This is a genomic window from Streptomyces sp. NPDC050535 (assembly GCF_044457665.1).
Classification (GTDB): domain Bacteria; phylum Actinomycetota; class Actinomycetes; order Streptomycetales; family Streptomycetaceae; genus Streptomyces.
The window spans coordinates 185,566-207,911 of sequence record NZ_JBITHE010000014.1 but is presented as its reverse complement, the minus strand read 5'-3'; the positions used below and the strand labels follow the sequence as shown (position 1 = coordinate 207,911).

Annotated in this window: 20 protein-coding genes; 5 read left to right on the top strand and 15 right to left on the bottom strand. The window is 69.6% G+C overall.

Features of this window, described 5'->3' with window-relative positions; genetic code table 11:
• Window positions 1-21: 21 nt before the first annotated feature.
• Together ACIBLC_RS28460 and ACIBLC_RS28455 are read left to right on the top strand one after the other, a co-directional pair.
• On the top strand, window positions 22-3,813 hold the full coding sequence (locus ACIBLC_RS28460; protein ID WP_399214106.1) for a S8 family serine peptidase: 3,792 nt from the start codon (window positions 22-24) through the stop codon (window positions 3,811-3,813).
• Window positions 3,814-3,934: 121 nt separating this feature from the next.
• On the top strand, window positions 3,935-4,939 hold the full coding sequence (locus tag ACIBLC_RS28455; protein ID WP_399214105.1) for a helix-turn-helix domain-containing protein: 1,005 nt from the start codon (window positions 3,935-3,937) through the stop codon (window positions 4,937-4,939).
• A 137-nt stretch (window positions 4,940-5,076) separates the two neighbouring features.
• Here ACIBLC_RS28455 and ACIBLC_RS28450 read toward each other — a convergent pair whose 3' ends face one another.
• Window positions 5,077-6,099, bottom strand: a complete 1,023-nt coding sequence (locus ACIBLC_RS28450; protein WP_399214104.1) for a DUF2690 domain-containing protein — start codon at window positions 6,097-6,099, stop codon at window positions 5,077-5,079.
• Window positions 6,096-6,956 carry a peptidoglycan-binding protein gene (locus ACIBLC_RS28445; protein WP_399214102.1) on the bottom strand — a complete coding sequence of 287 codons (861 nt, stop codon included), beginning with the start codon at window positions 6,954-6,956 and terminating at the stop codon, window positions 6,096-6,098. The genes ACIBLC_RS28450 and ACIBLC_RS28445 overlap by 4 nt, the downstream gene beginning before the upstream one ends.
• Window positions 6,957-7,220: 264 nt before the next feature.
• On the opposite strand from ACIBLC_RS28445, the gene ACIBLC_RS28440 reads away from it, so the two are divergent.
• The gene (locus tag ACIBLC_RS28440; RefSeq protein WP_399214101.1) at window positions 7,221-7,667 is read left to right on the top strand and encodes a peptidoglycan-binding protein; all 447 of its coding nucleotides are present in this window, start codon (window positions 7,221-7,223) and stop codon (window positions 7,665-7,667) included.
• A gap of 285 nt (window positions 7,668-7,952) precedes the next feature.
• Here the strand turns inward: ACIBLC_RS28440 and ACIBLC_RS28435 are convergent, their stop codons facing one another.
• The 6 genes from ACIBLC_RS28435 to ACIBLC_RS28410 form a co-directional block, all read right to left on the bottom strand.
• Window positions 7,953-8,654 carry a thioesterase II family protein gene (locus ACIBLC_RS28435; RefSeq protein WP_399214100.1) on the bottom strand — a complete coding sequence of 234 codons (702 nt, stop codon included), beginning with the start codon at window positions 8,652-8,654 and terminating at the stop codon, window positions 7,953-7,955.
• A 115-nt stretch (window positions 8,655-8,769) separates the two neighbouring features.
• Window positions 8,770-9,390 (bottom strand): TetR/AcrR family transcriptional regulator, encoded by a 621-nt coding sequence (locus tag ACIBLC_RS28430; protein ID WP_399214099.1) that lies wholly within the window; start codon window positions 9,388-9,390, stop codon window positions 8,770-8,772.
• On the bottom strand, window positions 9,374-10,018 hold the full coding sequence (locus tag ACIBLC_RS28425) for a helix-turn-helix domain-containing protein (RefSeq protein ID WP_399214098.1): 645 nt from the start codon (window positions 10,016-10,018) through the stop codon (window positions 9,374-9,376). Before ACIBLC_RS28425 ends, ACIBLC_RS28430 begins: the two co-directional genes overlap by 17 nt.
• A 192-nt stretch (window positions 10,019-10,210) precedes the next feature.
• Window positions 10,211-10,501 (bottom strand): acyl carrier protein, encoded by a 291-nt coding sequence (locus ACIBLC_RS28420; RefSeq protein WP_399214097.1) that lies wholly within the window; start codon window positions 10,499-10,501, stop codon window positions 10,211-10,213.
• Between the two features lie 151 nt (window positions 10,502-10,652).
• On the bottom strand, window positions 10,653-11,354 hold the full coding sequence (locus ACIBLC_RS28415; protein WP_399214096.1) for a 4'-phosphopantetheinyl transferase family protein: 702 nt from the start codon (window positions 11,352-11,354) through the stop codon (window positions 10,653-10,655).
• Window positions 11,351-12,670, bottom strand: a complete 1,320-nt coding sequence (locus tag ACIBLC_RS28410) for a cation:proton antiporter (RefSeq protein WP_399214094.1) — start codon at window positions 12,668-12,670, stop codon at window positions 11,351-11,353. Before ACIBLC_RS28410 ends, ACIBLC_RS28415 begins: the two co-directional genes overlap by 4 nt.
• A 440-nt stretch (window positions 12,671-13,110) precedes the next feature.
• Here ACIBLC_RS28410 and ACIBLC_RS28405 point away from each other — a divergent pair, with 440 nt between their 5' ends.
• Both ACIBLC_RS28405 and ACIBLC_RS28400 read left to right on the top strand, forming a co-directional pair.
• Window positions 13,111-14,202 (top strand): acyl-CoA dehydrogenase family protein, encoded by a 1,092-nt coding sequence (locus ACIBLC_RS28405; RefSeq protein WP_399214093.1) that lies wholly within the window; start codon window positions 13,111-13,113, stop codon window positions 14,200-14,202.
• Window positions 14,199-15,671: an AMP-binding protein gene (locus ACIBLC_RS28400; protein ID WP_399214092.1), complete on the top strand. Its 1,473-nt coding sequence runs from the start codon at window positions 14,199-14,201 to the stop codon at window positions 15,669-15,671. Before ACIBLC_RS28405 ends, ACIBLC_RS28400 begins: the two co-directional genes overlap by 4 nt.
• Window positions 15,672-15,856: 185 nt before the next feature.
• Here the strand turns inward: ACIBLC_RS28400 and ACIBLC_RS28395 are convergent, their stop codons facing one another.
• The 7 genes from ACIBLC_RS28395 to ACIBLC_RS28365 all read right to left on the bottom strand — a co-directional run bounded on the left by ACIBLC_RS28395 (window position 15,857) and on the right by ACIBLC_RS28365 (window position 22,341).
• Entirely contained in the window at window positions 15,857-16,543 is a 687-nt protein-coding gene (locus ACIBLC_RS28395; protein ID WP_399214090.1) for a LuxR C-terminal-related transcriptional regulator, read from the bottom strand.
• Window positions 16,544-16,921: 378 nt separating this feature from the next.
• Complete coding sequence (locus ACIBLC_RS28390) at window positions 16,922-17,545, bottom strand: TetR family transcriptional regulator (protein ID WP_399214089.1); 624 nt, start codon at window positions 17,543-17,545, stop codon at window positions 16,922-16,924.
• A 143-nt stretch (window positions 17,546-17,688) separates the two neighbouring features.
• Window positions 17,689-18,426, bottom strand: coding sequence for an ABC transporter permease (locus tag ACIBLC_RS28385; RefSeq protein ID WP_399214088.1), 738 nt, complete (start codon window positions 18,424-18,426; stop codon window positions 17,689-17,691).
• Window positions 18,426-19,145, bottom strand: coding sequence for an ABC transporter ATP-binding protein (locus ACIBLC_RS28380; protein WP_399214087.1), 720 nt, complete (start codon window positions 19,143-19,145; stop codon window positions 18,426-18,428). Before ACIBLC_RS28380 ends, ACIBLC_RS28385 begins: the two co-directional genes overlap by 1 nt.
• Window positions 19,146-19,339: 194 nt before the next feature.
• Window positions 19,340-20,629 (bottom strand): beta-ketoacyl-[acyl-carrier-protein] synthase family protein, encoded by a 1,290-nt coding sequence (locus ACIBLC_RS28375; RefSeq protein WP_399214086.1) that lies wholly within the window; start codon window positions 20,627-20,629, stop codon window positions 19,340-19,342.
• Window positions 20,626-20,880 carry an acyl carrier protein gene (locus tag ACIBLC_RS28370; RefSeq protein ID WP_399214085.1) on the bottom strand — a complete coding sequence of 85 codons (255 nt, stop codon included), beginning with the start codon at window positions 20,878-20,880 and terminating at the stop codon, window positions 20,626-20,628. The genes ACIBLC_RS28375 and ACIBLC_RS28370 overlap by 4 nt, the downstream gene beginning before the upstream one ends.
• A gap of 39 nt (window positions 20,881-20,919) precedes the next feature.
• Window positions 20,920-22,341: an FAD-binding oxidoreductase gene (locus ACIBLC_RS28365; protein ID WP_399214084.1), complete on the bottom strand. Its 1,422-nt coding sequence runs from the start codon at window positions 22,339-22,341 to the stop codon at window positions 20,920-20,922.
• Window positions 22,342-22,346: the final 5 nt, after the last annotated feature.

Below are 22,346 nucleotides of genomic sequence, written 5' to 3'. Positions count from 1 at the left end.
ACGACGGAAGGCACGGCACTGATGAGACGGATTCGCCTGGTGGCGGCCATATCGACAGGACTCGCCCTGGCTGCCGGCGCGGTGGCGCCGGTCGCCGCTCGCACCGGCACGGGGCCAACGGCGACGGCGGCGGCCGACATTCCCGCGCCGAAGAACCTCGGTACCGTGCGCCTGATCACCGGTGACCGGGTGACGGTGGGCGCCGACTCCGAAGGACGGCGGACCGCCTCGGTCACGCCCGGGCCCGGGCGGCGGCAGATCCTCTTCAGGACCTACGAGCAGGACGGGCGGCTGACGGTCCTGCCCTCCGACGCCGGAGAGCTGGTGTCGGCGGGACGCCTGGACCGAGGGCTGTTCGACGTGGGGGCGCTCCTGGCCCAGCGGTACGACGAGGCGCACAGCGACTCGCTTCCGCTGATCGTGGCGGGATCCGACGGCGTGGCGAGGTCCACCGTGCAGCGGCTGACCGGTTTCGCCGAGGACGGGTCGCCGGTCCGCCGACTGGACAGCATCGGGGCGCGGTCGGTGCGGGTCGCCGAGGAGGACCTCGGCGCGTTCTGGAAGCAACTGGCCGCGGATGACGACCCGGTGGGTACCGCACAGGCCGCCGACGCCCCTCGGGTATGGCTCGACGGCCGGGTGACCGCCTCGCTGGACCGCAGCGTCCCGCAGATCGGCGCGCCCGCCGTGTGGAAGGCCGGCCAGCAGGGCGAGTCCGTGAAGGTCGCCGTCCTGGACACCGGCGCCGACCAGTCCCATCCGGACCTGGCCGGACGGATCTCGGAGGCCAAGGACTTCTCCGGCAGCTCCGGGACCGGGGACGCCTTCGGGCACGGCACGCATGTCGCGTCCATCGTCGGCGGCAGCGGAGCCGCTTCCGACGGCGGGGGCAAGGGTGGCAAGGGAGTGGCGCCCGGCGCCGACCTGCTCGTCGGCAAGGTCCTGGGGGACGACGGCTTCGGCAGCGAGTCCCAGGTGATCGCCGGAATGGAGTGGGCGGCGGCCTCGGGCGCCAAGGTCGTCAACATGAGCCTGGGCTCGGACAGTCCGAGCGACGGCACCGACCCGATGAGCCTCGCGCTGAACGAACTCACCGAGCGCACGGGTACGTTGTTCGTCGTCGCGGCGGGCAACAGCGGTGAGCAGGGCACAGGCACCATCGGCTCCCCCGGCGCCGCGGACGCCGCCCTCACCGTCGGCGCGGTCGACCGGGACGGTTCCCTCGCGCCGTTCTCCAGCCGCGGCCCACGGTCGGGTGACGACGCGGTCAAGCCCGACGTGACAGCGCCGGGCGTCGGCATCGTGGCGGCCCGCGCGGCCGGGACGACGATGGGCGACCCGGTGGACACACACCATGTGGCGGCCTCCGGTACGTCGATGGCCGCCCCGCACGTGGCGGGCGCCGCCGCGCTGCTCGCCCAGCGGCATCCCGGCTGGAGCGCGGAGCAGTTGAAGGACGCGCTCGTCAGCACGGCTCGTACGGCCGTCGGCCAGGAGGTCACGGAGCAGGGCGGAGGCCTCATCGACGTGGCCGCGGCCGCACTCGGGCCGGTCACCGCGACGGGCACCGTCGCCCTGGGCCCGTTCCAGACCGGCGGTGGTGAGACCCGTACGACGCGGCTGACGTACACGAACACCTCCGACGCCAATGTCACGCTGGCGCTCACCGCCCGGCTGGCCACGGCGGGTGGCCGTACACCGGCCGAGGGAGCGGTACGGCTCGGCTCCGGTTCGGTGCGCGTGCCCGCCGGCGCCACCGCCGAGGTTCCGCTGACGGTCGATCCGGCCCTTGCCGAGCAGGGCGACTACTACGGGTACGTGACCGCGGTCTCCGCGGACGGGAAGGTCACCGTGCACACCACGGTGAGCCTGGCCGTGCAGGGGCCCACTCACCGGCTCACCGTCAAGACCATCGACCACCAGGGCAAGCCGGTCGATGCGCTGCCGACGATCTGGGGCGCCAACGGCTTCGTGGGCTACACCGGCACCGACCCGGCCGTCGCCGAAGTCGAGGAGGGCACCTACCAGTTGGACTACTCGTCCCTGGACAAGGCCGACGACGGACAGGAACTGCGGCATGTGGTCGTGCCCGAGGTGAAGGTCACCAAGGACTCGACCGTCACGCTCGACGCACGCAAGACCACCCTGGTCGACATCCGCACACCCCGCCCGGCCGAGCAGCGCGGCATCCTCAGCTACCAGACGTACCGGAAGATCGACGGGCACAGCCTGATCCAGGGGACGATGTACTTCGACATCGGCAAGCGTCTGTACGTGAGTCCCACCTCCGCCGTCACCGACGGCACCTTCGAGTTCGCCTCGCGCTGGCAGTTCGTCGCGCCGCTCCTCGACATGACGGTGCCGGGCGGCAAGACCACGTTCGACCCCTACTACATGCCCTCCTCGCCCCTCTTCGACGACCGGGGCGCGCGCCTGACCGCGGTCTCCGCGGGCGATGCCGCCGCGCCCGACTTCAGGCGGGCGCGCGGGAAGCTCGCGGTCCTCACCAACGAACAGACCGTGTACGAACAGGACGTGGTCGAGCAGGCGGCGGCCGCTGGTGTACGCGGCATCGTGCTGGTCCACTTCAGCGACATCGCCTGGACCCGCTGGCACCCGGACGGCGACCGCTGGGGCGTGCCGACCGTCAGGATCGGCGCGAGCGCGGGCGCCGCTCTGCTGAAGCGGATCGGCAAGGGGAAGACCACGGTTCAGTTCACCGGCACCGCCCGCAGCCCGTACCTGTACGACGTCATGCAGGTGTCGTCGCAGCGCGTCCCGGACAAGGTCGTGCACACGGTGTCCGAGCGCAACAGCGCGGTCGTACGGGCCAGTTACGCCGACAACGGCGGCGCTCCGTGGGCCAGTGAGCAGCGTTTCGCCCGGCGGCCGTACCAGGACACGGCCTGGCTGCAGTACACGCGTTATGTGCCGACGGGCTTCGAGCGGACCGAGTACGTGAGTTCCGGTGACACCGCCTGGCAGCACTTCGTGCACCACGAGACGACGTTCGACGTGGACACGCCGCTGGTCGTCGGCATGTCGGACGTCCCGCGCACGTACCGGGCGGGCGAGCGGACGAGGGACACCTGGCAGGGAGCCGTCGTCCGGCCGTCGATCCCGCGCGGCACCACCACACCGTCCGTGCGCACGGGAGACGTACTGAGCCTGCGGATCCCGGAGTTCACCGACTCGCAGACGGGTCACCGGTCGCGGCTGCTCGAGGGCGGCGGAGGCATCGGTACCTCGGGCGCGGCGAAGGCGGCGGAGGGCGACTCGGCCTCCGCCGTGCTGTACCGCAACGGCCGACGGACGGCGGAGGCCGACGGTGCCTGGGCGGACTTCGAGGTCCCGTCCGGCGCGGCCGACTACCGGCTGGACCTCACCACCTCGCGCGTGTCGCAGGAGTGGGCGTACGGGACAAGCACCGAGACGTCCTGGTCGTTCCGCTCGGGCAGCACCGGCACGGCGACGGCCCTGCCACTGCTCCAGCTCGACTACGACGTACCGGTCGACGCGTACAACGCGGTCGGCTCCGGCCGCACGCACTCCGTCGGACTGTCGGTCCGCGCCCAGGACGCCCTGGCCGCACCGCGCGGAGTGAGCGTCCAGGTCGAGGCCTCGTACGACGACGGCGGGAACTGGAGCCGGGCCGAGGTCAAGAGCCTCGGGCACAACGTGTTCGAGGCCGCCGTCAAGAGGCCGTCGCGGGTACGGGGTGACGCGTACGTGACACTGAGAGTGACGGCACGCGACGCGGCGGGCAACTCCGTGCGTCAGACCGTGCAACGCGCCTACCTGCAGCGCGGATAGACGCTCGGCGCACATTCAGGGGGTGAGCGGGCGAAGGACTGCCCGCTCACCCTCACCGCCTGTAACACCCGTGCAGTACGGTGTCCGATCAGTGAAGCGGGCCGGTCTCGGGGAGGGCGCCATGACGCTGGAGGCTGCAGGGGTGTCGGACGCCGAGGAGTCCGTCTACCGGCATCTGGTGACGGCAGGCCAGGCCTCGGCACGGGATGTCGCCGAGCGCACCGGGTTGAGCCGGGCGGAGGCCGAGCGCGTGCTCGACGCGCTGACCGTCAAAGGCATGGCGAGCCACACCGACGTGCTGCCCCGGCACTTCCGGGCCACTCCCCCGGACGTGGCGCTGTTGCCCCGGCTGAAGCGGAACGCCGACGCGCTCGACCTCGCCCGGGCCGAGGCCACCGGTCTGCTGCAGGTGTACCGCGACTCGATGCGCCGACGGGACGCCGGCGAGCTGATCGAGGTGATCACGGGCGCCGAGGCGCTGCGCCAGCATCTGCGGCAGATCCAGACGAGCGCCCAGGACGAGATGCTCTGGTTCTGCAAGGCCCAGTACGTGGCGATGCCGTCGGGCAGCAACAGCTCGGAGTTCGAGGCGCTGGCGCGTGGCGTGCGCTACCGGGTGCTGTACGAGAAGGACTTCTTCGACGATGAGGGAGCCGTTGACAACGTTGTTGCGGGGGTGCGCGCGGGGGAGGTCGCCCGGGCTGTTCCACATCTGCCGCTGCGGCTGGCGGTGGCGGACCGTGCCATCGCGGTCTGCCCGCTCGTGCCCGGCGGGCCCCAGGGCAACCCGGACGAACCCACCGCCGCACTCGTACGGGACAGCAACCTGCTCGCCGCTCTCGTCGCGCTGTTCGAGCGCTACTGGGAGGACGCCGTCCCGCTGGGCGTCGACGACTCGGGCGCGGTCGCGGGGACGGACGGGGTCGGCGGTCCCGATCCTCTGTCCGCGGTCGACCGACGGCTGTTGGCGCTCCTGGTGGCGGGGGTACCCGACAAGGCGGTGGCCACCCAACTGGCCCTGAGCCGCCGCACGGTGCAGCGTCACATCCAGCGCATGATGGAGCTGGCCGGGGCCGCGACCCGTATGCAGCTGGCCTGGCAGGCCGCGCGCCGGGGATGGCTGTGACGTCCGCTCACCCCTCCTGGCCAAGCTGACGCCGGCGCAGCGGTGGCTGCTCGAGAGCGTCCTGGGAATCGAGCCCGCGAACGGTAACCGCGGTGCGGGAGCCGCTCGACGCCTCGCCGAGGTGCCCGGCGGCAAAGCTACCGGGCAGCTGCGGCAGGCCCTGGTGAACCCCGACGTTGTGGTCCGCGGGAAGGGACGGAGATGATCTGGTCCATGCGGGTCCCGAAGCACTCTTTCGCGCCGCCCGCCACGGGGCTGAAGCAGGCTTGCACCGACGTTCCAGGGCTGACCACGCTCATGAGGGTGTGGACGTACGTGTCCGCCTCGTGGCGGTTGGTGACCCGGGCGGCGCGGAAGGAGCCGTCCCGGCCGCCCGCACGGACCTCGACACGGTCACCCACGACCGCGCCCCACATCCGGCCCCAACTCGTCCCGCATTCCTGGCTGTAGCGGATCTGGATCCAGGCGCCCGTGGCGGTCTCGTGCTCGGCGAGTGTCAACGGCTCGGCGCCGCATCTCATCGTGCCCGGGTCCTTGTTCTCGCAGGTGGTGTACCGGCAGAGCGCCCCGGTGGCTGGAGTGGGCGTGGGGGACGGTGACGCCTCCTCGCGGTGCGAGGGGGGAAGGTGGAAGAGCACGAGCGTGCCCAGGACCACGGCACAGACCGACGCGAGGGCGGTGAGGATGCTTTCGCGCCGGCGCCCGGTCGGGTGGGTGCGGGTGTGGCCGTCTGGGATCGTCCCGCTCGGGCCGATGTCGGGCGGGCGTGTCCGGGCCTGGCCGATATTCTCCGGGACGGCCTCGCTTTCGCCGGTGCGGGGCGGGGCGGTGGTGGGGGCCAGGGTCGGTGTGTCCGTGCGGGTGCCGGCGTGCTGTCGTGCCGGTGTCTCGCGTGTCGGCCCGCTGTCTTCCGCCCGTTGCGTCCGGGCGATGTCCAGGAGCGCCAATGGGTGGTCGGCGGGTTCGCCCGCGAGACGGCACAACTCCTTGACCGCGCTGCGGGGTGGCAGGCTCTTGCCGTTGAGATAGCGCTCCCAGGACGACTTGCTGAAGGTGGTCACGTTCGCGAGCTGCGCCAGGCTCAGGCCGGTGCGCTGCTTCAACTGCATTAGTGCGGCGGCCAGTCGGGCGCCCGGCGGTGAGGGTACGCCCAGTGTCACCCGCGCAACGCCTTCCAGGAGCGTGGCCCCAGCATGCCGTCGGCGACCATTCCTTCGCGCTGCTGGAGCGTTTTGACGGCCCGCAGCGTCAGTGGGCCGAACATGCCGTCGATCCCGCCGGGTGAGATGCCTGCCCTTCGCAGCAGGCACTGCGCTTCGGCGACGTCGGCGCCCGTAGCGCCGTAGAAGATCTCGGTGTTCCGGCCGTTGTTGATGCCTGCGGACCAGCGGTCGTCGAGGCGGGTGATGCGGCATGTGTAGGAGGTCCGCGGCGAGGCCGCGGTGGTGGGAGGCGGGGCGGCGACGGCCGCTGGGGTGATGTCCTCCCCGAGGCGCAGCATGAGCAACAGCGTCGCCAAGAGGGCCACGGCCAGGGCGACGATGCCCGCGGTGAGGGCGATGTGCGGGAAGCGGCCGGTGGCCGGTCCGGTGGTGGGTGATGTCGTGAGCGCGGTCGGTGTGGCCGGTGGCCCGGGATCCGGCCTCGCTGGGCTCTCCGACTGTTCCCGCTCTTGCTCCCGCTTCTCTTCTCGGTCACCTTCCCGCTTCTGTGTCGTGGGCCGCGGCTGTACGACGGGACTGGCGCGGCGGCTGCCCCAGGTGTCCGCGGCGATCTCGTGCAGTGCGAGCAGGGGGACGGGTTCGGCGCCGGTGATCCTGGCCAGTGCTTCCACCGCCTCCCTGGGCGGCAGCAACGTACCTCCCAGGTACCGCTCCCACGACTTGGCGCTGTAGCCGGTCTTGGCCGCGAGATGTCGCATCGTCAGCTCGCTGTGATCCTTCAGCTGACGTAACCGTGCCACCAACTGCCGTGCGCAAGGGTCGAGTTCAGCGGGCAACGCCTTGTAGCGCGGCATGTTTCCCCCAAAGCGGTCATGAGCGTGAACAGCGGCCCCCTCCGCTGCTTCGCATTCTGCATGAGCCCGTCACATCTGTCACAGGCGTCCCACACTGCCGTCCCTCGGGACGCTGTCGTGGCAGGTCAGCAGGGTGGTCGTCCCGAGCAGCCGCCACCTGCGCCACAGCCGTGGCCGCCATGCCCGGGTGCCCTGCACCTTTGATCTCGCCACCTGCTCGCCAGTCGGGATCAGGTGCGGATTCCACGACCGAAAGAGGAAAGCATGCGACCGAACGCTCTGGGCAGGACCATCGCCGGCCTCATCGCCGTTGCCGGCCTCGCCGCCGGCAGTGTGGCGACCGCGGGCACCAGCTTCGCGGCGAGTGCGACCACCGCGCAGACGGCGGCGGTCGCGCAGCCCGCCGCCGTGGCCGCGACGCAGAACTTCGGTCTGACCACGGCCGAGGCCAAGAACGTCCAGGAGTTCCTCGCGGACAACTGGGGATACACGGACTCCATCGACGGTCAGCTGGGCACGAACAGCTGGAAGGCTTTCCAGCGCTGCCTCGCGCGGTACTGGGGTTACACGGGTGCCATCGACGGGGACCCCGGCACCAACACCATCAAGGCGCTCCAGCGTCTGCTGAAGGACGACTACGGCTACACGGGCGACATCGACGGCGTCGCCGGCGCGGGCACCCGGGCGGCGTTCAAGCGCTTCGCCGCCTGACCGTCCGCGCCACCCGACCCGGGTGACCTGTCCGACCGATGAGTGACCGACCCCGGCTCGTCCTTGAACGGCAAGGACGGGCCGGGGTTGATTGTCCCTTCGGCTGGAGCGGTGGTGTCCCAGTCACCGGAACGGCCCCACCTTCGTCCTGACCAAGTCCGCCACACGGCGCGAACCGGAGCACACCACGACCACCGAGACCACCCGCCGCGGAAAGGCCCCCCGCCGACTGCTGGGACCTGCTCCACTCACGGCTGACCTACGGCATCTGCTGGCTCGGCCTTTTCAGGCCCCGGCCGTCAGCTCGTTCAGTGTCCGGCGGAGCCAGGCCAGAAAGGCAGGATGTCCCGCCAGCATGTGGCCCGCCGGAATGGTCTCGACAGCGCAGTCGGCCGTGGTCTCCTCCGACCACCGGTGCAGCCCGGCCGGATCGGCCAATGGATCGCTCTCACCCGCCAGTACGCGAACCCGGCAGCTGAGCACGGGGTGACGACCGCGCCGGTAGAGCTCGGCGAGTCTGGCGTCAGCCCGCAGTACTGGCAGAAAGGGATCGATCAGGTCCGGCTTGTCGAGGAGAGCGGTCGGCATGCCGTCGAGCTTCCGCAACTGCTCAAGCAGCCGGTCCCTCGGCAGACCGTGCAGCGGTATCGCCGGGTGGGCGACGCCGGGGCCGTTGCGGCCGGAGACCAGGAGGGCGGTCGGCTCGCCCAGGGAGGGGCGCAGGGCGTGGGCCAGTTCGTAGGCGAGCAGCGCGCCGAAGCTGTGGCCGTAGAGCATGTACGGGCCGTCCGCCTCGGCCCTGATCCGCCTGGCGAGGTCCGCGACGAGGGTGGCGAGCCGGTCCGGGGGTGGCTCGTCCCAGCGCGTGCCGCGGCCGGGCAGTTCCACCGGGCGGACGCGGGCGTGGGCGGCAACACGGCGGCTCAGCGGAGCGAACCCCGCGGAGCTGCCGCCCGCGTGCGGCAGGCAGAAGAGCTGGGGCAGCACCGGCCGGCTCCTCGCGTCGGCAACCACGTCTCCCGCCGACGCGAGGTGGTCAGTTGCTCCCAGACCGTCTGTCGCACGGTCATCCATGGCGCGCCTTTCCGAGACACGGCTCTGTTCAGTGGCCTGGCAGGTGTGCGGAGTGTTCGTTGTGATCGTCGAGGAAGTGCTGGGCCACGGGTGCGAGGAGGGCGATCAGATCGTCCATGTCCGCGGACGCCAGCGGTTCCACGGGCGTAATGTGCCGCACCACCATGAGCCCGATCAGTTGGGCGCCGATCATGATGGTGTGGGGGCAGGGTCCGGAGGCGTCCGGGAAGAGCCGGCGCACGGCCTCGGCGAGGTGTTGCCCGGCGTCTTCGTGCGTCACCGAGCTGCGGATCAGGGCGAGGATCGCGCTACGCCACTCCTCGGACTCCCACAGCGGCAGTTCGCGACGCAGGAGTTCCTCTCCGGTGCGGTCCGGGCCGCCGGGTGCCGTGTCGTCGCCCGGGGCGGACACCACGAGTCGGCCGGCCTCGCGCAGCGCCGCGGTGAGTACACCGTCCCGGGAGTCGAAGTAGTAGTGGACCAGGCTGGTGTTGACCTCGGCGCGGTGGGCGATGCCACGTACGGTGCTGCCCCCGAAACCGTGCTCCGACAGCTCCTCCCGAGCGGCTCGGAGAATGAGGGCGCGACTGGCGGTGCGGTGCGGGAGGGGGCGCTTGCTCCACTTCACGGCCTCATCTCCGTACGGCATCGACACCTCCTGTGGCGGCCACGGCGGCGAGCACCGCGGCGAGTTGCGACTCCAGGCTGAACTCATCGGCCTGGCAGTCGGCTTCGCCGCTTGCCGCGGCCAGCCGGTGCAGTGCTCCGGACTCACACAGCACCGCCAGCCCGAGGAGCTGGGCGGCCACCATGGCGCGGCCCGGCTGGTCGTAGCTCAGGTCATCGTGGTCCAGGTCGGCGGCCGGTTCCCAGAGCAGCCCGGTGACGTAGGAAACGAGTCGGGATCCGGTCGGCCCGTCGGTCATGGCGGAGGCCACCAGGGCCCGCCGGCCGAGCGCATCGCTACTCCACAGATCCCTCAGCCGCTGGGTCAGTCGGGCGGCTTCCGAACCGGTGTCGCGCCGGGGGGCGCCGGGCAGCGGGCCGTCCGGCTTGTCGGGTTCTCCGGACGCCTTCTGGGCCCAGGTGTCACATTGGCTGGGCCGCAGGGCCGTGCTCAGCAGGCTGCTCCGGGACCCGAAGTAGTGGTGGATCAGCCGGATATCAACCTGAGCTCGTCTGGCCACGCCACGCGTCGACGTGCCGTTGTAGCCGTGCGCCGCCAGCTCTTCCCGCGCGGCGTCCAAGATGCGGTCCCGGGTCGGCCGACCGTTCATGAGCCACCCCTGATGGATAGAATTCATCGAACAGTGAGTTAATACAGTAGGTGATCCTCCGTGTCTGGGACACCTCGGAGACAAGACATGGCCGGCTTTGGCCGGCGGCCCCGGCCGGAGCCCGCGTGCGCGCGGTCCGAACTGCCTCGCCGGCCGGGGCAACCGCCGCTCAGGCGGCGGGCTCCGGGGCGGTCAGGGCCGGCCTGCGGGGTCGCCCTGCAGCGAGACCACCAACCGAGAAATGGCATCGAGATTCTTGAAGTGCGCGCCAACGATTTTCTCGGGCGGAATGGAGACCCCGTAGCGGTCGAGAATGAAGGAGATCAATTCTGTGGTGGTGAGCGAGGTGAGTATCCCCCATTCGAGCAACGGAGTTCGGGGCTGAAGACCGCCCTCCCCCTCAGGGAGGAAGCGCGCCTCCACGTAGCCCGTCAGCTCGGCGATGACCTCGTCGTACCCGTGCGGGTTGCTGCTCTCCGGCATGCGTGTGACCTCCGAGAATCTGAGCCGCAAGGAGTGGATTACCGCGCGGACCATGGCGTCCGCGAGCCTCACACTAGCCAGCACGCCCGGGCATTTCTTCGGCTCAGTTGATGATTTCGGGACCTGTCCTTTCGGATGAGTCGCGAAACAACTAGCTCCATCCGGCGGGCAGTTCTTCGGCGACCGCGGCGGCCAGTCCAGGGCTCAGCGGAACATCATGGAGGAGAAAGCGGCCATTGCCGGGTCCATCCACCGTGATCACCGCGGGGCCCGGCTCGTACGGCTTTACGTCGAGCCGCGACAGGCCGCCCGCGAGGCCGGTGCCGACCGCCTTGAGCACCGCCTCCTTCCGGACCCAGCAGCGGTAGAAACGACGGCGACGCCGCATCGGGTCCGTGTCCTCGGTGACGTAGATCCGCTCTTCCGGGGTCAGGCAGGTGTCGATCAGACCCTGGAACGCGTTGAGTGGCCGGATCTCTTCGATATCGGCCCCCACCCGCTGCCCCTGTGGGGCGACCGCCAGCAGCCAAGTCGCGCGGCTGCGGGAGTGGTTGAAGCCGAGCGCGGCAGGCGGGGCCACGATGCGCGGACGGCCGTGCACTCCGTCACCACAGCCCGGACACCGTTCCCGGCCGAAGCGGATCGCCTCGGCCGAGCAGTGCAGCAGCTCCGCGATGATCCGCCGCACGGCGGCATGGGCGTAGACGTAGTGGCCGGCCTCGGAGGGGTCCATGAAGCCGTGGGCACGGGCGCGTTCCTCCGGCGAGAGGGAGATCCAGTCATGGGCCGAGGGCGGGGCGGCGATGCCGTGCCACAGGCGTAGGCAGCCGCCGACCAACAGCGACGACGTCACGGCCGGAGCTGTACCGGAGAAGGCTGCCTGGTGTCGCCTTCCGGCTGAGGCGGGTCCTTGCGGTGGGTCTCGTCGGACGGAGCGGTGGTGCGGGTGATCCCCAGCTTGTGCAGCAGCGGCCCCGCCATGGCCGTTGTGACCAGCGCCATGATCACCATCATGGTGAACATCTGGGTGTCTATGACGCCCAGTTGGCGCCCGATGTCGAGGATCACGATCTCGGTGAGGCCACGGGTGTTCATCAGGGTTCCGAACGCCCCTGCCTCCCGCCAGGACATCCCCGACATCCGGGCGGGCAGCACAGTCCCGGCGTACTTGCCCACGACAGCGGTGCAAAGGATCAGCCCGAGGTACGCCAGGCCCTCCAGGCCGAGCACCCCCACGTCCACGGACAGTCCGGTCACGATGAAGAAGACCGGCAGCAGCAGTGCCACGACCCCCGACAGCGGCATGGCCACCCGCCGGTGCAGATCCTCCCGGGCCTCTCGCGGCATGACCAGCCCGAAGGCGAACGCACCGAAGATGGCGTGGATGCCGATCCAAGAGGTCACCCAGGCGGACAGGAAGACTCCGGAGGCGATCAGGACCAGCAGATTCGCGCCGGACGCCGCCCGGGGCGACCGGTCGACCATGAATCGCAGCAGACGCCGCACGACGAACCCCATCACCAGCCCGTACACCACGGTGAAGCCGAGGACTGCCCAGAAGTGTCCCGGGCTGCCCGCTTCGGAGACCGCCACCACCAGCACGAGGACACACCAGGCCAACACGTCTCCGACCGCGGCGCAGGCCATCGCCGTGGATCCCACGCGAGTGCCGGTGAGTCCGCTGTCCTTGATGATGCGGGCCAGCACCGGGAAAGCGGTGATGGCGAAGGCCGTACTCAAGAAGAGGATGAAGGCGGTCGAGCCACGCTCGCTGTCCGCGTAGCGCCCGGCAAGCAGGGCCGCTGCCCCGGCGCCGAGCAGGAACGGCACGGCCATGGACAGTCCGGCCATGCCGCCGACCGACCGGCCCCGGCCGCGCAGCCGGCCCAGGTCCATCTCCCAGCCGGCGAGGAACATGAAGAGGAGCAGCCCTACCTGAGCCACGGCGGAGAGCATCGGCCGGGCGTCCTGAGGAAAGATCCGCTCAGGCAGGTCTCCGGGGAGCAGGCCGAGAAGACTCGGTCCGAGCATGATGCCGATGGCGATCTCCGCTACGACCGGCGGCTGGCGGAACCGTCCGCTGAGCCTCACGAACAGACGGCCCGCGAGCAACACGATCGCCACATCGGCCATGGCTATGGCCTCCGTGGGAAGTCCCTCCGCTGCCATCCGTCCTCCAGACGTGTCGGTGTGCCGCACGGCGCGTCCGGCCATTGCACGGGAGTAGGGATTCTTCCGAGGGGGCGGTCTCCCCACCATTGGCCACGAGAGGGAAACCTGGAGCGCACGTCAGTACCTATGAGGGGCCGGGAGGAGGAGACACGGTAGAAGGGATGAATTATGGGCTGTGCGGATGCGCTCTCCCGGCCCCGCACGGCAGGGTGCTGTGGACAGGGCGCCTCGCGGCGCCGTGCGCGGGCGAAGTGCCGGCACGGTCCGTGGGCGGTTCGACCCGACGCCGGGAACACCTCCCGCTGCGTGGTCGGCCCGACGAATCCGACTCCACCCCGTCGGCCCGCGATACCCGTGATGCGCCATCAACCGACCATGTATCGGGGAGTCTTATGGATTTCGGCTGGTCCGCCGATCAGGAGGGACGCCATCGGCAGATGCTGGAGGCCGTCCGCCGCGCCTTCCCCGCCGGGCGCGTTCCGCAGGAGCCGTTCAGCCGGACGGACTGGGTGACGCTGGGGCGCCTGGGGCTGCTCGGGGCGTGCCTGCCCGACAAGCACGGCGGACTTGGGCTCGGAGCGCTTGACACCGCGCGGCTGTACGAGGCGTTGGGTGAGGGCTGCAGTGATACCGGGCTGGTCTTCGCGGCCAGCGCGCACCTCTTCGCCTGCGCCGTGCCGATCTCGGAGTTCGGCTCCGACGACCTCAAGTCCCGCTGGCTGCCGGACATCTGCTCGGGAGAGGTCATCGCGGGCAATGCCATGACCGAGGCCGACGCGGGCTCGGATGTGTCGAAGCTCCGGCTGACCGCCACGCCGGTGGACGACGGCTACCTGCTGAACGGGGAGAAGAGCTTTGTCAGCAACGGCCCCGCCGCCGACCTCTTCGTCACCTATGCGACGACCGACCCGGAGGCAGGCCACCTCGGGCAGACGGCGTTCGTGATACCCGCGGACACAGCAGGCGTACGGGCCGGGGAGCCGTTCGACAAGATGGGCCTGCGCTCCACCCCGGCAGGCACCGTGACGTTCACCGACTGCTTCGTACCCGTCCGTCATGTGCTGGGCGTCCCCGGGATGGGGGCGACGATCTTCCAGCACTCGATGGGCTGGGAGCGGGCCTGTCTGTTCGCCGGTTACGTCGGAATGATGGCCCGGCTGGTCGAGCGGACCGCCGAACACGCCCGGCGGCGCCGCCAGTTCGGCCGTCGGCTGGCCGACTTCCAGGCGGTGTCGCACCGGATCGTCGACATGGCGATGCGGCTGGAGACAGCTCGACTGCTGCTCTACCGCGCCTGCTGGGAGATGGACCAGGGGCGACCCGCCCGGTTGGCGGTTTCTCTGTCCAAACTCGCCGCGTCCGAGGGCGCGGTGGCCAACGCACTGGACGCGGTCCGCGTATTCGGCGGACGCGGCTTCCTGGCGGACTTCGGTGTGGAGGCCGAGCTGCGCAACGCCGTGCCGAGCCTTCTCTTCTCCGGCACGTCGGAGATCCAGAAGGAACTGGCCGCGAAGGAGCTGGGACTGTGAGGCTGCATCAACTGGTCACCGCCGCGGCTCGACGCACCCCGCAAGCCCTGGCGGTGCATGCTTCGGACGGCCGCCTGACCTACGGCGAACTGGACACGCTCGCCGATCGCTACAGCGCGGCGCTGGCCGCTCGGGGAGTGCTGCCGGGCGACCGGGTGCTGTTGTGGGCGGGCAAGAGCACGCACGCTGTCGCGCTGATGCAGGGGTGCCTGCGACGCGGGGCGGTCTATGTGCCGGTGACCGAGTCCAATCCACCCGCCCGGGCGGCCCTGATCGCCCGGGGCTGCGGCGCCGTTCTGACTGTCACGGATGCGGGCGGGGCGGAGCGCCTGGCGGGGACGGAGTGGGCCGCGGGTCCGCTTTCGACATTCGAGGAACTCCTGACCGGGGAGACGGGAGCGGCGCCGGCGCCCGCGGAGGGGTCCCCGGACGACCCGGCGTACATCCTCTACACCTCGGGCTCGACCGGCGAGCCCAAGGGTGTGTGCCTGAGCCACCGCAACGCGCTCGCGTTCGTGACCTGGGCCTGTGAGTTGTTGGACCTCGGACCGCGGGACAGGCTCGCCAACCACGCCCCCTTCAACTTCGATCTCTCGGTCTTCGACCTGTACGCCGCGTTCCACGCCAGGGCCTCCGTCTTTCTGATCTCTCAGGAAATGGCCTACGCACCGGAGCAGTTGGTGCGATTCCTGCGGCGTCACGATCTGACCGTCTGGTATTCGGTGCCGTCGGCGCTCTCCCTGATGATGTCCAAGGGAGGGCTTTTCGACGAGGTACCGCCGTCCGCCCTGCGGGCCTGCCTCTTCGCCGGTGAGCCGTTCCCTCTTCCGCTGGTTCAGCAGTTGCGTACCCAGTGGCCCGGGGTGCGGATGTTCAACTGGTACGGCCCCACCGAGACCAATGTGTGCACCTCGTACGAGGTGACGGTGGCCGATGCGCAGCGCTCCACGGCCCTGCCGATCGGAACGGTCTGTTCCGGCGACTCGATGACGCTTGCGCCACAGGACCGGGAAGGCGAGTACGAGCTGCTGATCTCCGGCCCGACGGTCATGCTCGGCTACTGGGGTCAGGAACCCCAGACCGGCCTGTATCCGACAGGCGACATCGTGCGAGTCGGCGAGGAGGGGAACCTGGAGCTCATCGGCCGGCGCGATCACCTGGTGAAGGTGCGCGGCCAGCGGGTGGAGCTGGGCGAGGTGGAAAGCGTTCTCGGTGCCCATCCGGGAGTGGAGGACGTGGCCGTCGTGGTCGTCGGGTCCGGTCTGGAGGCCGCGCTCCACGCGGTGGTCACGAGGACGCACCCGGAGTCGTACGTCTCATTGCTCGGGCTCAAGGAGTGGTCGGCACAGCGGCTGCCCTCGTACATGATCCTGGACGCCTTGCACGTGGTCGACGAGTTGCCGCGCACGGGAAATGGCAAGAGGGACCGCAGGCGTATGGTCCAGAACATCGCGACGGACGGCCAATGATGATGACGGAAAAAGCCCCCACCAATGCCTGAAACACTGGTGGGGGTAAATGTGAGAGCCTACCGAATAGGGCAACGTCGCTTCGGCAGTGGGCTACAACAAGCCGCTGACCTGCCCGGACAGTCTGGCAGAATGATCGCCGGACTTCCCATGGAGCGAGGCGCCCGAAAAGAGGGCTCTCACATTTATCCCACAGGTGATACCGGAATCCGTGCCGTCAGTCCGGCCGTCCGGACCATGCCGATTTCGTACGCATAGATTACGGCATGTATGCGATTACGCAGCTCCAACTTGTCAAGCATGCGTTGCACATGGGATTTCACCGTACTCTCGCTCACGAAAAGCATCTCGGCAATCTCCGCGTTGCTGCAGCCGCGTGCAATGAGCCGGAGCACATCCACTTCGCGGCGCGTCAGTCTCCGCAGTCCTTCATGCCCGGGCTCCCGCTCGTCGTCGTCAGCCGGGGCTTGCCAGTCGACGAGCCTCCGGCCCCGACCAGGGAAGAGCAGGGCGTATCCGGCTGCGACCAGCCTGACCGCGGACACGATCTCCACCGGGGACGAGCGGTTGAGCAGCAGGCCACGGGCACCTGCGCGCACCAGCCTCTGCACCTGATCATCGAATTCGCCGACCAGCACCAGCGAGGGGGAACCGGGAGCTTCCGCACCCAGGAACCTGACCACCTCGGCCGCGTCCAGCGAATTTGTCTCGGAATCTATGACTACCACGTCCGGCCGTAGATCACTTACGCTGCTTGCGATCTGCGGTATATCTCCAGCATCTCCGGAGACCTCAAGATCCTGCTTACCTTCGAAGAGCATTCGGTAACCGGCCCTGATGACTGTCCTGTCGCTGACGACTAATATACGCATGCAGCAAAGAACCCCCCGTCTGGCACTTCATCGCTTAATCAAGCTAACATAGACGATGGCCGGATGGGAACCTTTATTCAAGAGCCACTTGACGCTGTCCCAGTAATTCTACTGACGCGTAATATTGAGGCCGATATTCCACGTCTCCACAGCACGCTCACAACCTAATGCGACCGACGCAATGAGAGGCGCCCCAGGCCGGCCGTGACACCGTCGGGCCAGGGGTGCAGGTGATTGCCTGTCGCGGTATGAGCATGGCAAGAGCGACTGCTTGCCGACGAGAGCGAGCCCCGCAAAACACGTACGGAGTGACGGGTGGTCCGCTGTGAGCGACGAGACGAATACAGAGAGCGCGAATTGGAGCATCGGGGTCGAATTTCAGTCGGCTTTGCGCTCCTCCGGGCTCAGATCGCCGATCATGTAACGGCGGATATTCGGCGCTACAGCCGCGACCACGACCTCTTCGGACGCGCCGGCCAGCGGCGGGATTCGCAGCACGTACCGGACCATCGCAAGGCCGAAGAGCTGGCTCGAAACCAGCGACGCCCGCAGCGGCAGCTCCGCGGGATCGACGACCGCCCCGAGCCGGCGCACCACCCTGCGGGCGATCTGGGTGGTGAAGAACTCGCGGAGCAGCAGCGCCTGCCATTCATGGGCGACCGCACCGCGCAGCAGCCCCAGGAACGCCGGGCCGCTCACCGGACCCTCGCACGTACCGAGGAAGGCACGCACCACATTCTCGGGAACGGCCTCGATGCCCTCGGCGAAGATCTCGTCCATCACGGCCCCGGGCTCGATGGGCGGCTTCACGACCTCCAGGAAGAGATCTTCCTTGCTGCCGAAGTAGTGATGGACGAGCGCGGGATCGACACCGGCGCTCGTCGCGATGTGGCGGATGGACGAGCCGTCGTAACCGCGCTCGGCGAATGTCTCGCGGGCAGCCTCCAGGATCGCCCCGCGGGTGTCCGGTTTGCCGGGCCGGCGGCCACTACGTCTCCGCACGAGCACTCCTCATTCACCAGATGACGCCAGGACCTGTCCGGCCGATCATGCCGCAGACATGGGATGTGGTGCGCACATCTGCGATTCGATCGACCGGACAGGTCCCAAGCGGCGCGTCGCCGCAGTGTCCCGGCGGCCAGGTCCTAGGCGGTGCGCCGCCGCAGTGTCCCGGCGGCCAGCACCAGGGCCAGCACGACACATCCCATCACAACGCCGTAGCCGCGCCACAGGTCCCCCGTCGGGTCGGCGGAGGCTCCGACCTCCTGCAACGCCTCCACCCCGTGGGCCAACGGCATCGCCGTGCTGACACCGTCCAGCCAGCCCGCCATGTCGGCGCGCGGCACGAAGAGGCCGGAGAGCAGGATCTGCGGCAGCACCACGATCGGCAGGAACTGCACCGCCTGGAACTCGGTCCGGGCGAACGCGCTGCACAGCAGCCCCAGGCCGACGCCGAGCAGGGCGTTCGCCACCGCGATCAGCACCACCAGAACGCCGTTGCCTGCCGTGTCCAGGTCGAGCAGCCAGTACGCAACCGTCGTCGCGACGGTCGCCTGAACGGTGGCGGCAAGTCCGAAGGCCAGACCGTAGGCGAAGAGCAGGTCCAGCTTCCCCAGGGGAGTGGTGAAGAGCCGCTCCAGCGTGCCCGACGTGCGTTCCCGCAGCATGGCGATGCTGGTGACCAGGAACATCAGGAGGAAGGGGAAGACCCCGAGCATGATCAGCAGGACTCGGTCGAGGAGCGGGCCGTTCTTCTCGAACATGAAGTAGATCAGCGTGAGCAGCAGCAGCGGCGCGCCGATCAGGAGGCCGATGGAGCGCCGGTCGTGCCTGAGCTGCCCGAGGACCCGGCCCGTGGTGCTCAGCATCAGTCGTACCGACATCACGCCACCTCCAGCGTGCCCTGGACCAGAGTGAGGAACGCCCGGTCCAGATCGTCCGTCCCAGCCCTGTCCTTGATCGCCTGCACGGTGTCATCGGCCACGACGGCCCCCTCTCTCAAGAGGATCAGCCGGTCGCACCGGTTGGCCTCGTCCATCACGTGACTGGAGACCACCAACGTGGTGCCTTCGGCCGCCAACTGCCGGAAGTGGGCCCACAGCTCCTCGCGGAGAACCGGGTCGAGACCGACCGTGGGCTCGTCCAGGATCAGCAGTTCGGGGCGGCTGACCAGCGCGCAGGCGAGCGACGCCCTGTTGTGCTGGCCACCGGAGAGAGTGCGGACGATCTGGCCGGCCTGCTCCTGGAGGCCCACCTCTTTGATCGTCTCCTCGGCTTCCGCACGGCCCAGGCCGTAGAAGCTGGCGAAGTAGCGCACGTTCTCCCGGACGGTCATGTCCGCGTAGACGCTCGGCGACTGGGTGAAGTAGCCGATCTTCCGGCGCAGCGCCGGGGCACCCGCCTCCTCGCCGAGCACGGTGACCCGGCCCGATTTCACCCGCTGCACACCCACGATCGAACGCAGCAGCGTGGTCTTGCCGCTGCCGCTCGGTCCCAGCAGCCCGGTGATCCCGCCGTGCGGGATGCGGGCGCAGAGGCCGTGAAGCACCTCTTTCCCGCCGCGGGTCACCACGAGGTCCTGGACCTCAATCGCGGTCTTCATGATCTCTCCCTACGGGTAACTCGCCCGACGTTGAATTCAACAGTAGGTGAAAAACTTGCGGCCGTGAACCCTGGCGTCCGTTGCCGGCCGCCCAGCTGCCGGTGGTGGCCAACGTCGGTACTGGTCACGTAGGTACTGGTCAACGTCGGTACTGGGTAACGTCACCCAGCGGTGGTCGACGTCATAGGCGGTGTTCACCCTCGTCGGCGCAGGACCAGGGAGACGTTCTGGCCGCCGAAGGCGAACGAGTTGCTGAGCGCCGTGGCCGCGCCCTCGGGAACTACTCCGGCACCGCCTCGGACCACGGCCCGGAGAACGTCGTCCCCGATCGAGGTATCGGGATCATCGAGGTTGACGGCGGGCGGGACGAGTCCGTGATGGAGCGTCAATGCGGTGACCACTGCCTCCACCGCACCCCCTGCGCCCAGCAGATGCCCGGTCATCGACTTGGTCGCGGCGACCGTGGCCCCGCCGAGGCCCGGCCCCAGCACCTGGCGCAGCGCCACCGCCTCCGCCATGTCCCCCAATGGTGTGCCGGTCGCGTGCGCGTTGACGTGAGCGATCTCGCCGGGTTCCGCTCCCGCGTCGGCGAGCGCCCGGCGCATCGCGCGGGCCGCACCCGTGCCCGAGGGATCGGGGTTGGCGATGTGATAGGCGTCCGCGGAACGGCCCGCACCGGCCAGCTCGGCGTATACACGGGCGCCGCGCCGGGCCGCGTGCCCGGCCGCCTCCAGCACCAAGACCCCGGCGCCCTCCCCCAGAACGAATCCGTCCCTCCCCGCGTCGAAGGGCCGGCAGGCGCCCTCCGGGTCGTCATTGCGCCGGGAGAGTGCGCGCATGGCCGCGAACCCGGCCACGATGACCGGGTGGATCATCGCGTCGGCGCCCCCGGCGAGCACCACGTCCGCCTGCCCGGACCGGATCAGCTCGCGACCGCGGGCCAGCGCGTCGGCGCCCGACGCACAGGCACTCGCGGGGGCGTGCAGTTCGGCCGCGGCGCCGAACTCCAGGGAGATCCATGCCGCGGGGCCGTTCGCCATGTACATCGGAAGGGTGAGTGGGGAGACCCGCTGCCAGCCGCGCTCCCGCAGCACGTCGTACTGATCGAGCAGGCTCCCCACTCCCCCGCCTCCGGAGGAGACCGCCACCGCCAACCGCTCGGGCGGCGTCTCCGGTGCCCCCGCGTCCTCCCATGCCTCACGGGCGGCCAGGAGGGCCAGTTGCTGCACCCTGCCCAGCCGGCGCAGCTCGTGCTTGGCCAGTCGTTCGGCCGGCTCGACGGCCACGGGGGCGGCGATCCGCACCGGCAGTTCGTCCGCCCACGCCGCTTCGATGCCCCGCGCCCCGGAGACGCCCGCGAGGAGGGCCTTCCAGGTCGCCGGGGCGTCGCCGCCGACCGGGCTGGACGTCCCCAGCCCGGTGATGACCACCTCGCGGTCGGCGGAGACAGGACGGCCCTGGCCGACAGCTCGGCCGTCGGTCATGCCGAGACTCCCGCCCCCTGGATGTAGGCGACCAGGTCGCCCACGGTGCGCAGTCCCCTCATGTCCTCGTCCGGCACCTCGACGCCGAAGCGGTCCTGGGTCGTCATGCCGATCTCGTACATGGACAGGGAATCGACGTCCAAATCGTCGACGAAAGCCTTCTCCACGGTGCTCCTGGCCGGTGCGATCCCGCAGACGTCATGCAGAATCTCTGCGACGCCGGCCAGAATCTCCTGTTCGGTTTGTGCCATGACGTACGGCCTCCTCGATTCGTTGGATGTGACGGGTCGTCAACTCAGCAGCCCTGCGGACCGCATCTCGGCGGCCACCTGCTCGGGTATGCCGTGGCGGGCGATGTCCTGCTCGGTGACGGACACCGGGATGCTGTGCGGGTGCCGGAAGACGTCACCGGGGTCGTACTGGCGCTTGACCCGCATGAGCCGAGGCAGGTTCTCCTCGTAGTAGGCCCACAGCCAGTTCTCCAGGGCCAGGTCGATGGTGTTGACGTAGGCGGCGCCCGTGGTGTGCTCGGCCATCGAGTGGCGCAGCTCCTTGACCCAGGCGAGGTTCTTCCCGTCGTCCTCCGGCAGGTCCCAGTCGGTGCGGTACTCGAAGGCCATCAGCCCGGTCCTGTGCACGAACGCGGTGTCGGTGCGCGCGCGGTGGCCGATGACCCCGCCCATGCCGTAGATGGCCACCTCGCCGCGGTGGCTCGGCGGGTCGGTGAGGAACTCCTGGAGGGTCGCGATGGCCGCGTCGTTCAGCGGTTCGGCGATGATGGCCGAGCTGCCCTGGGCGCGTACCTGATCGGCCGAGGCCGCCTCGCCCTGGAGAGCCTCCACCGTGTCCACCGCCTGGATGAACGGCACCGGTTCCACGACCTGGGTCTGCGGCTCCGCCGCGGTCACGAGCGGACGCAGCAGCTCCTCGAACTCCGCGGCCGGGCCGTCGAAGACGCCGAAGGCCACCAGCAGGTCCTGTTGTCGCGGGAAGAGCGACAGGAAGGTGTTGATGCGGTCATCGGCCGAGGCCAGCCAGCTCTGCCAGGCCTTGACCGCCGGGGCGAACTGCGCCCAGTCCCAGGCAATGGTGAAGATCGTGACATCGGAGATCGGCGAGGTACGGAACGTGTACGAGGTGGCGATGCCGTAACTGCCGCCTCCGCCGCCCCGGCAGGCCCAGAAGAGATCGGGGTCCTCGTCCTCGTCGACCTTGCGCAGTCGGCCGTCGGCGTCGACGAGTTCCAGACCCGCGAGATGGTCGACCAGTGCGCCGCGCGACCGGGACAGGACGCCCATGCCGCCGCCCAGTACATGGCCGCCGATACCGATCCGCGGGCAGGTGCCGGCCGGTATGGTCACGCCGGCCTTCCACAGCTCGCGGTAGATGTCACCGAGACGGACCCCGCCTCCGACGGTCACCAGCGAACCGTCCTCGCTGGGGGTGATGGCGTCGAGGCCGCCGAGGTCGATGACCGCCCCGTCCTCCACGCTGCTCAGCCCGGCCATGGAGTGACCGCCCGAGCGGACTCGGAACGGGATGCCGCGCTCCCGAACGCTCCGCAGAGCCTCCGCCACGGCTTCGGCGTTGTGACAGACCATCACCTCGCTGGGGAGGGAGGCGAAGCACGCGTTCCAAGTGCGGCTCGCGTCCTCGAAACCGGCGTCCCCCGGCGTGAGGACGGTGCCGGTGAAACGGGCAAGGGTTCCCATGCGTG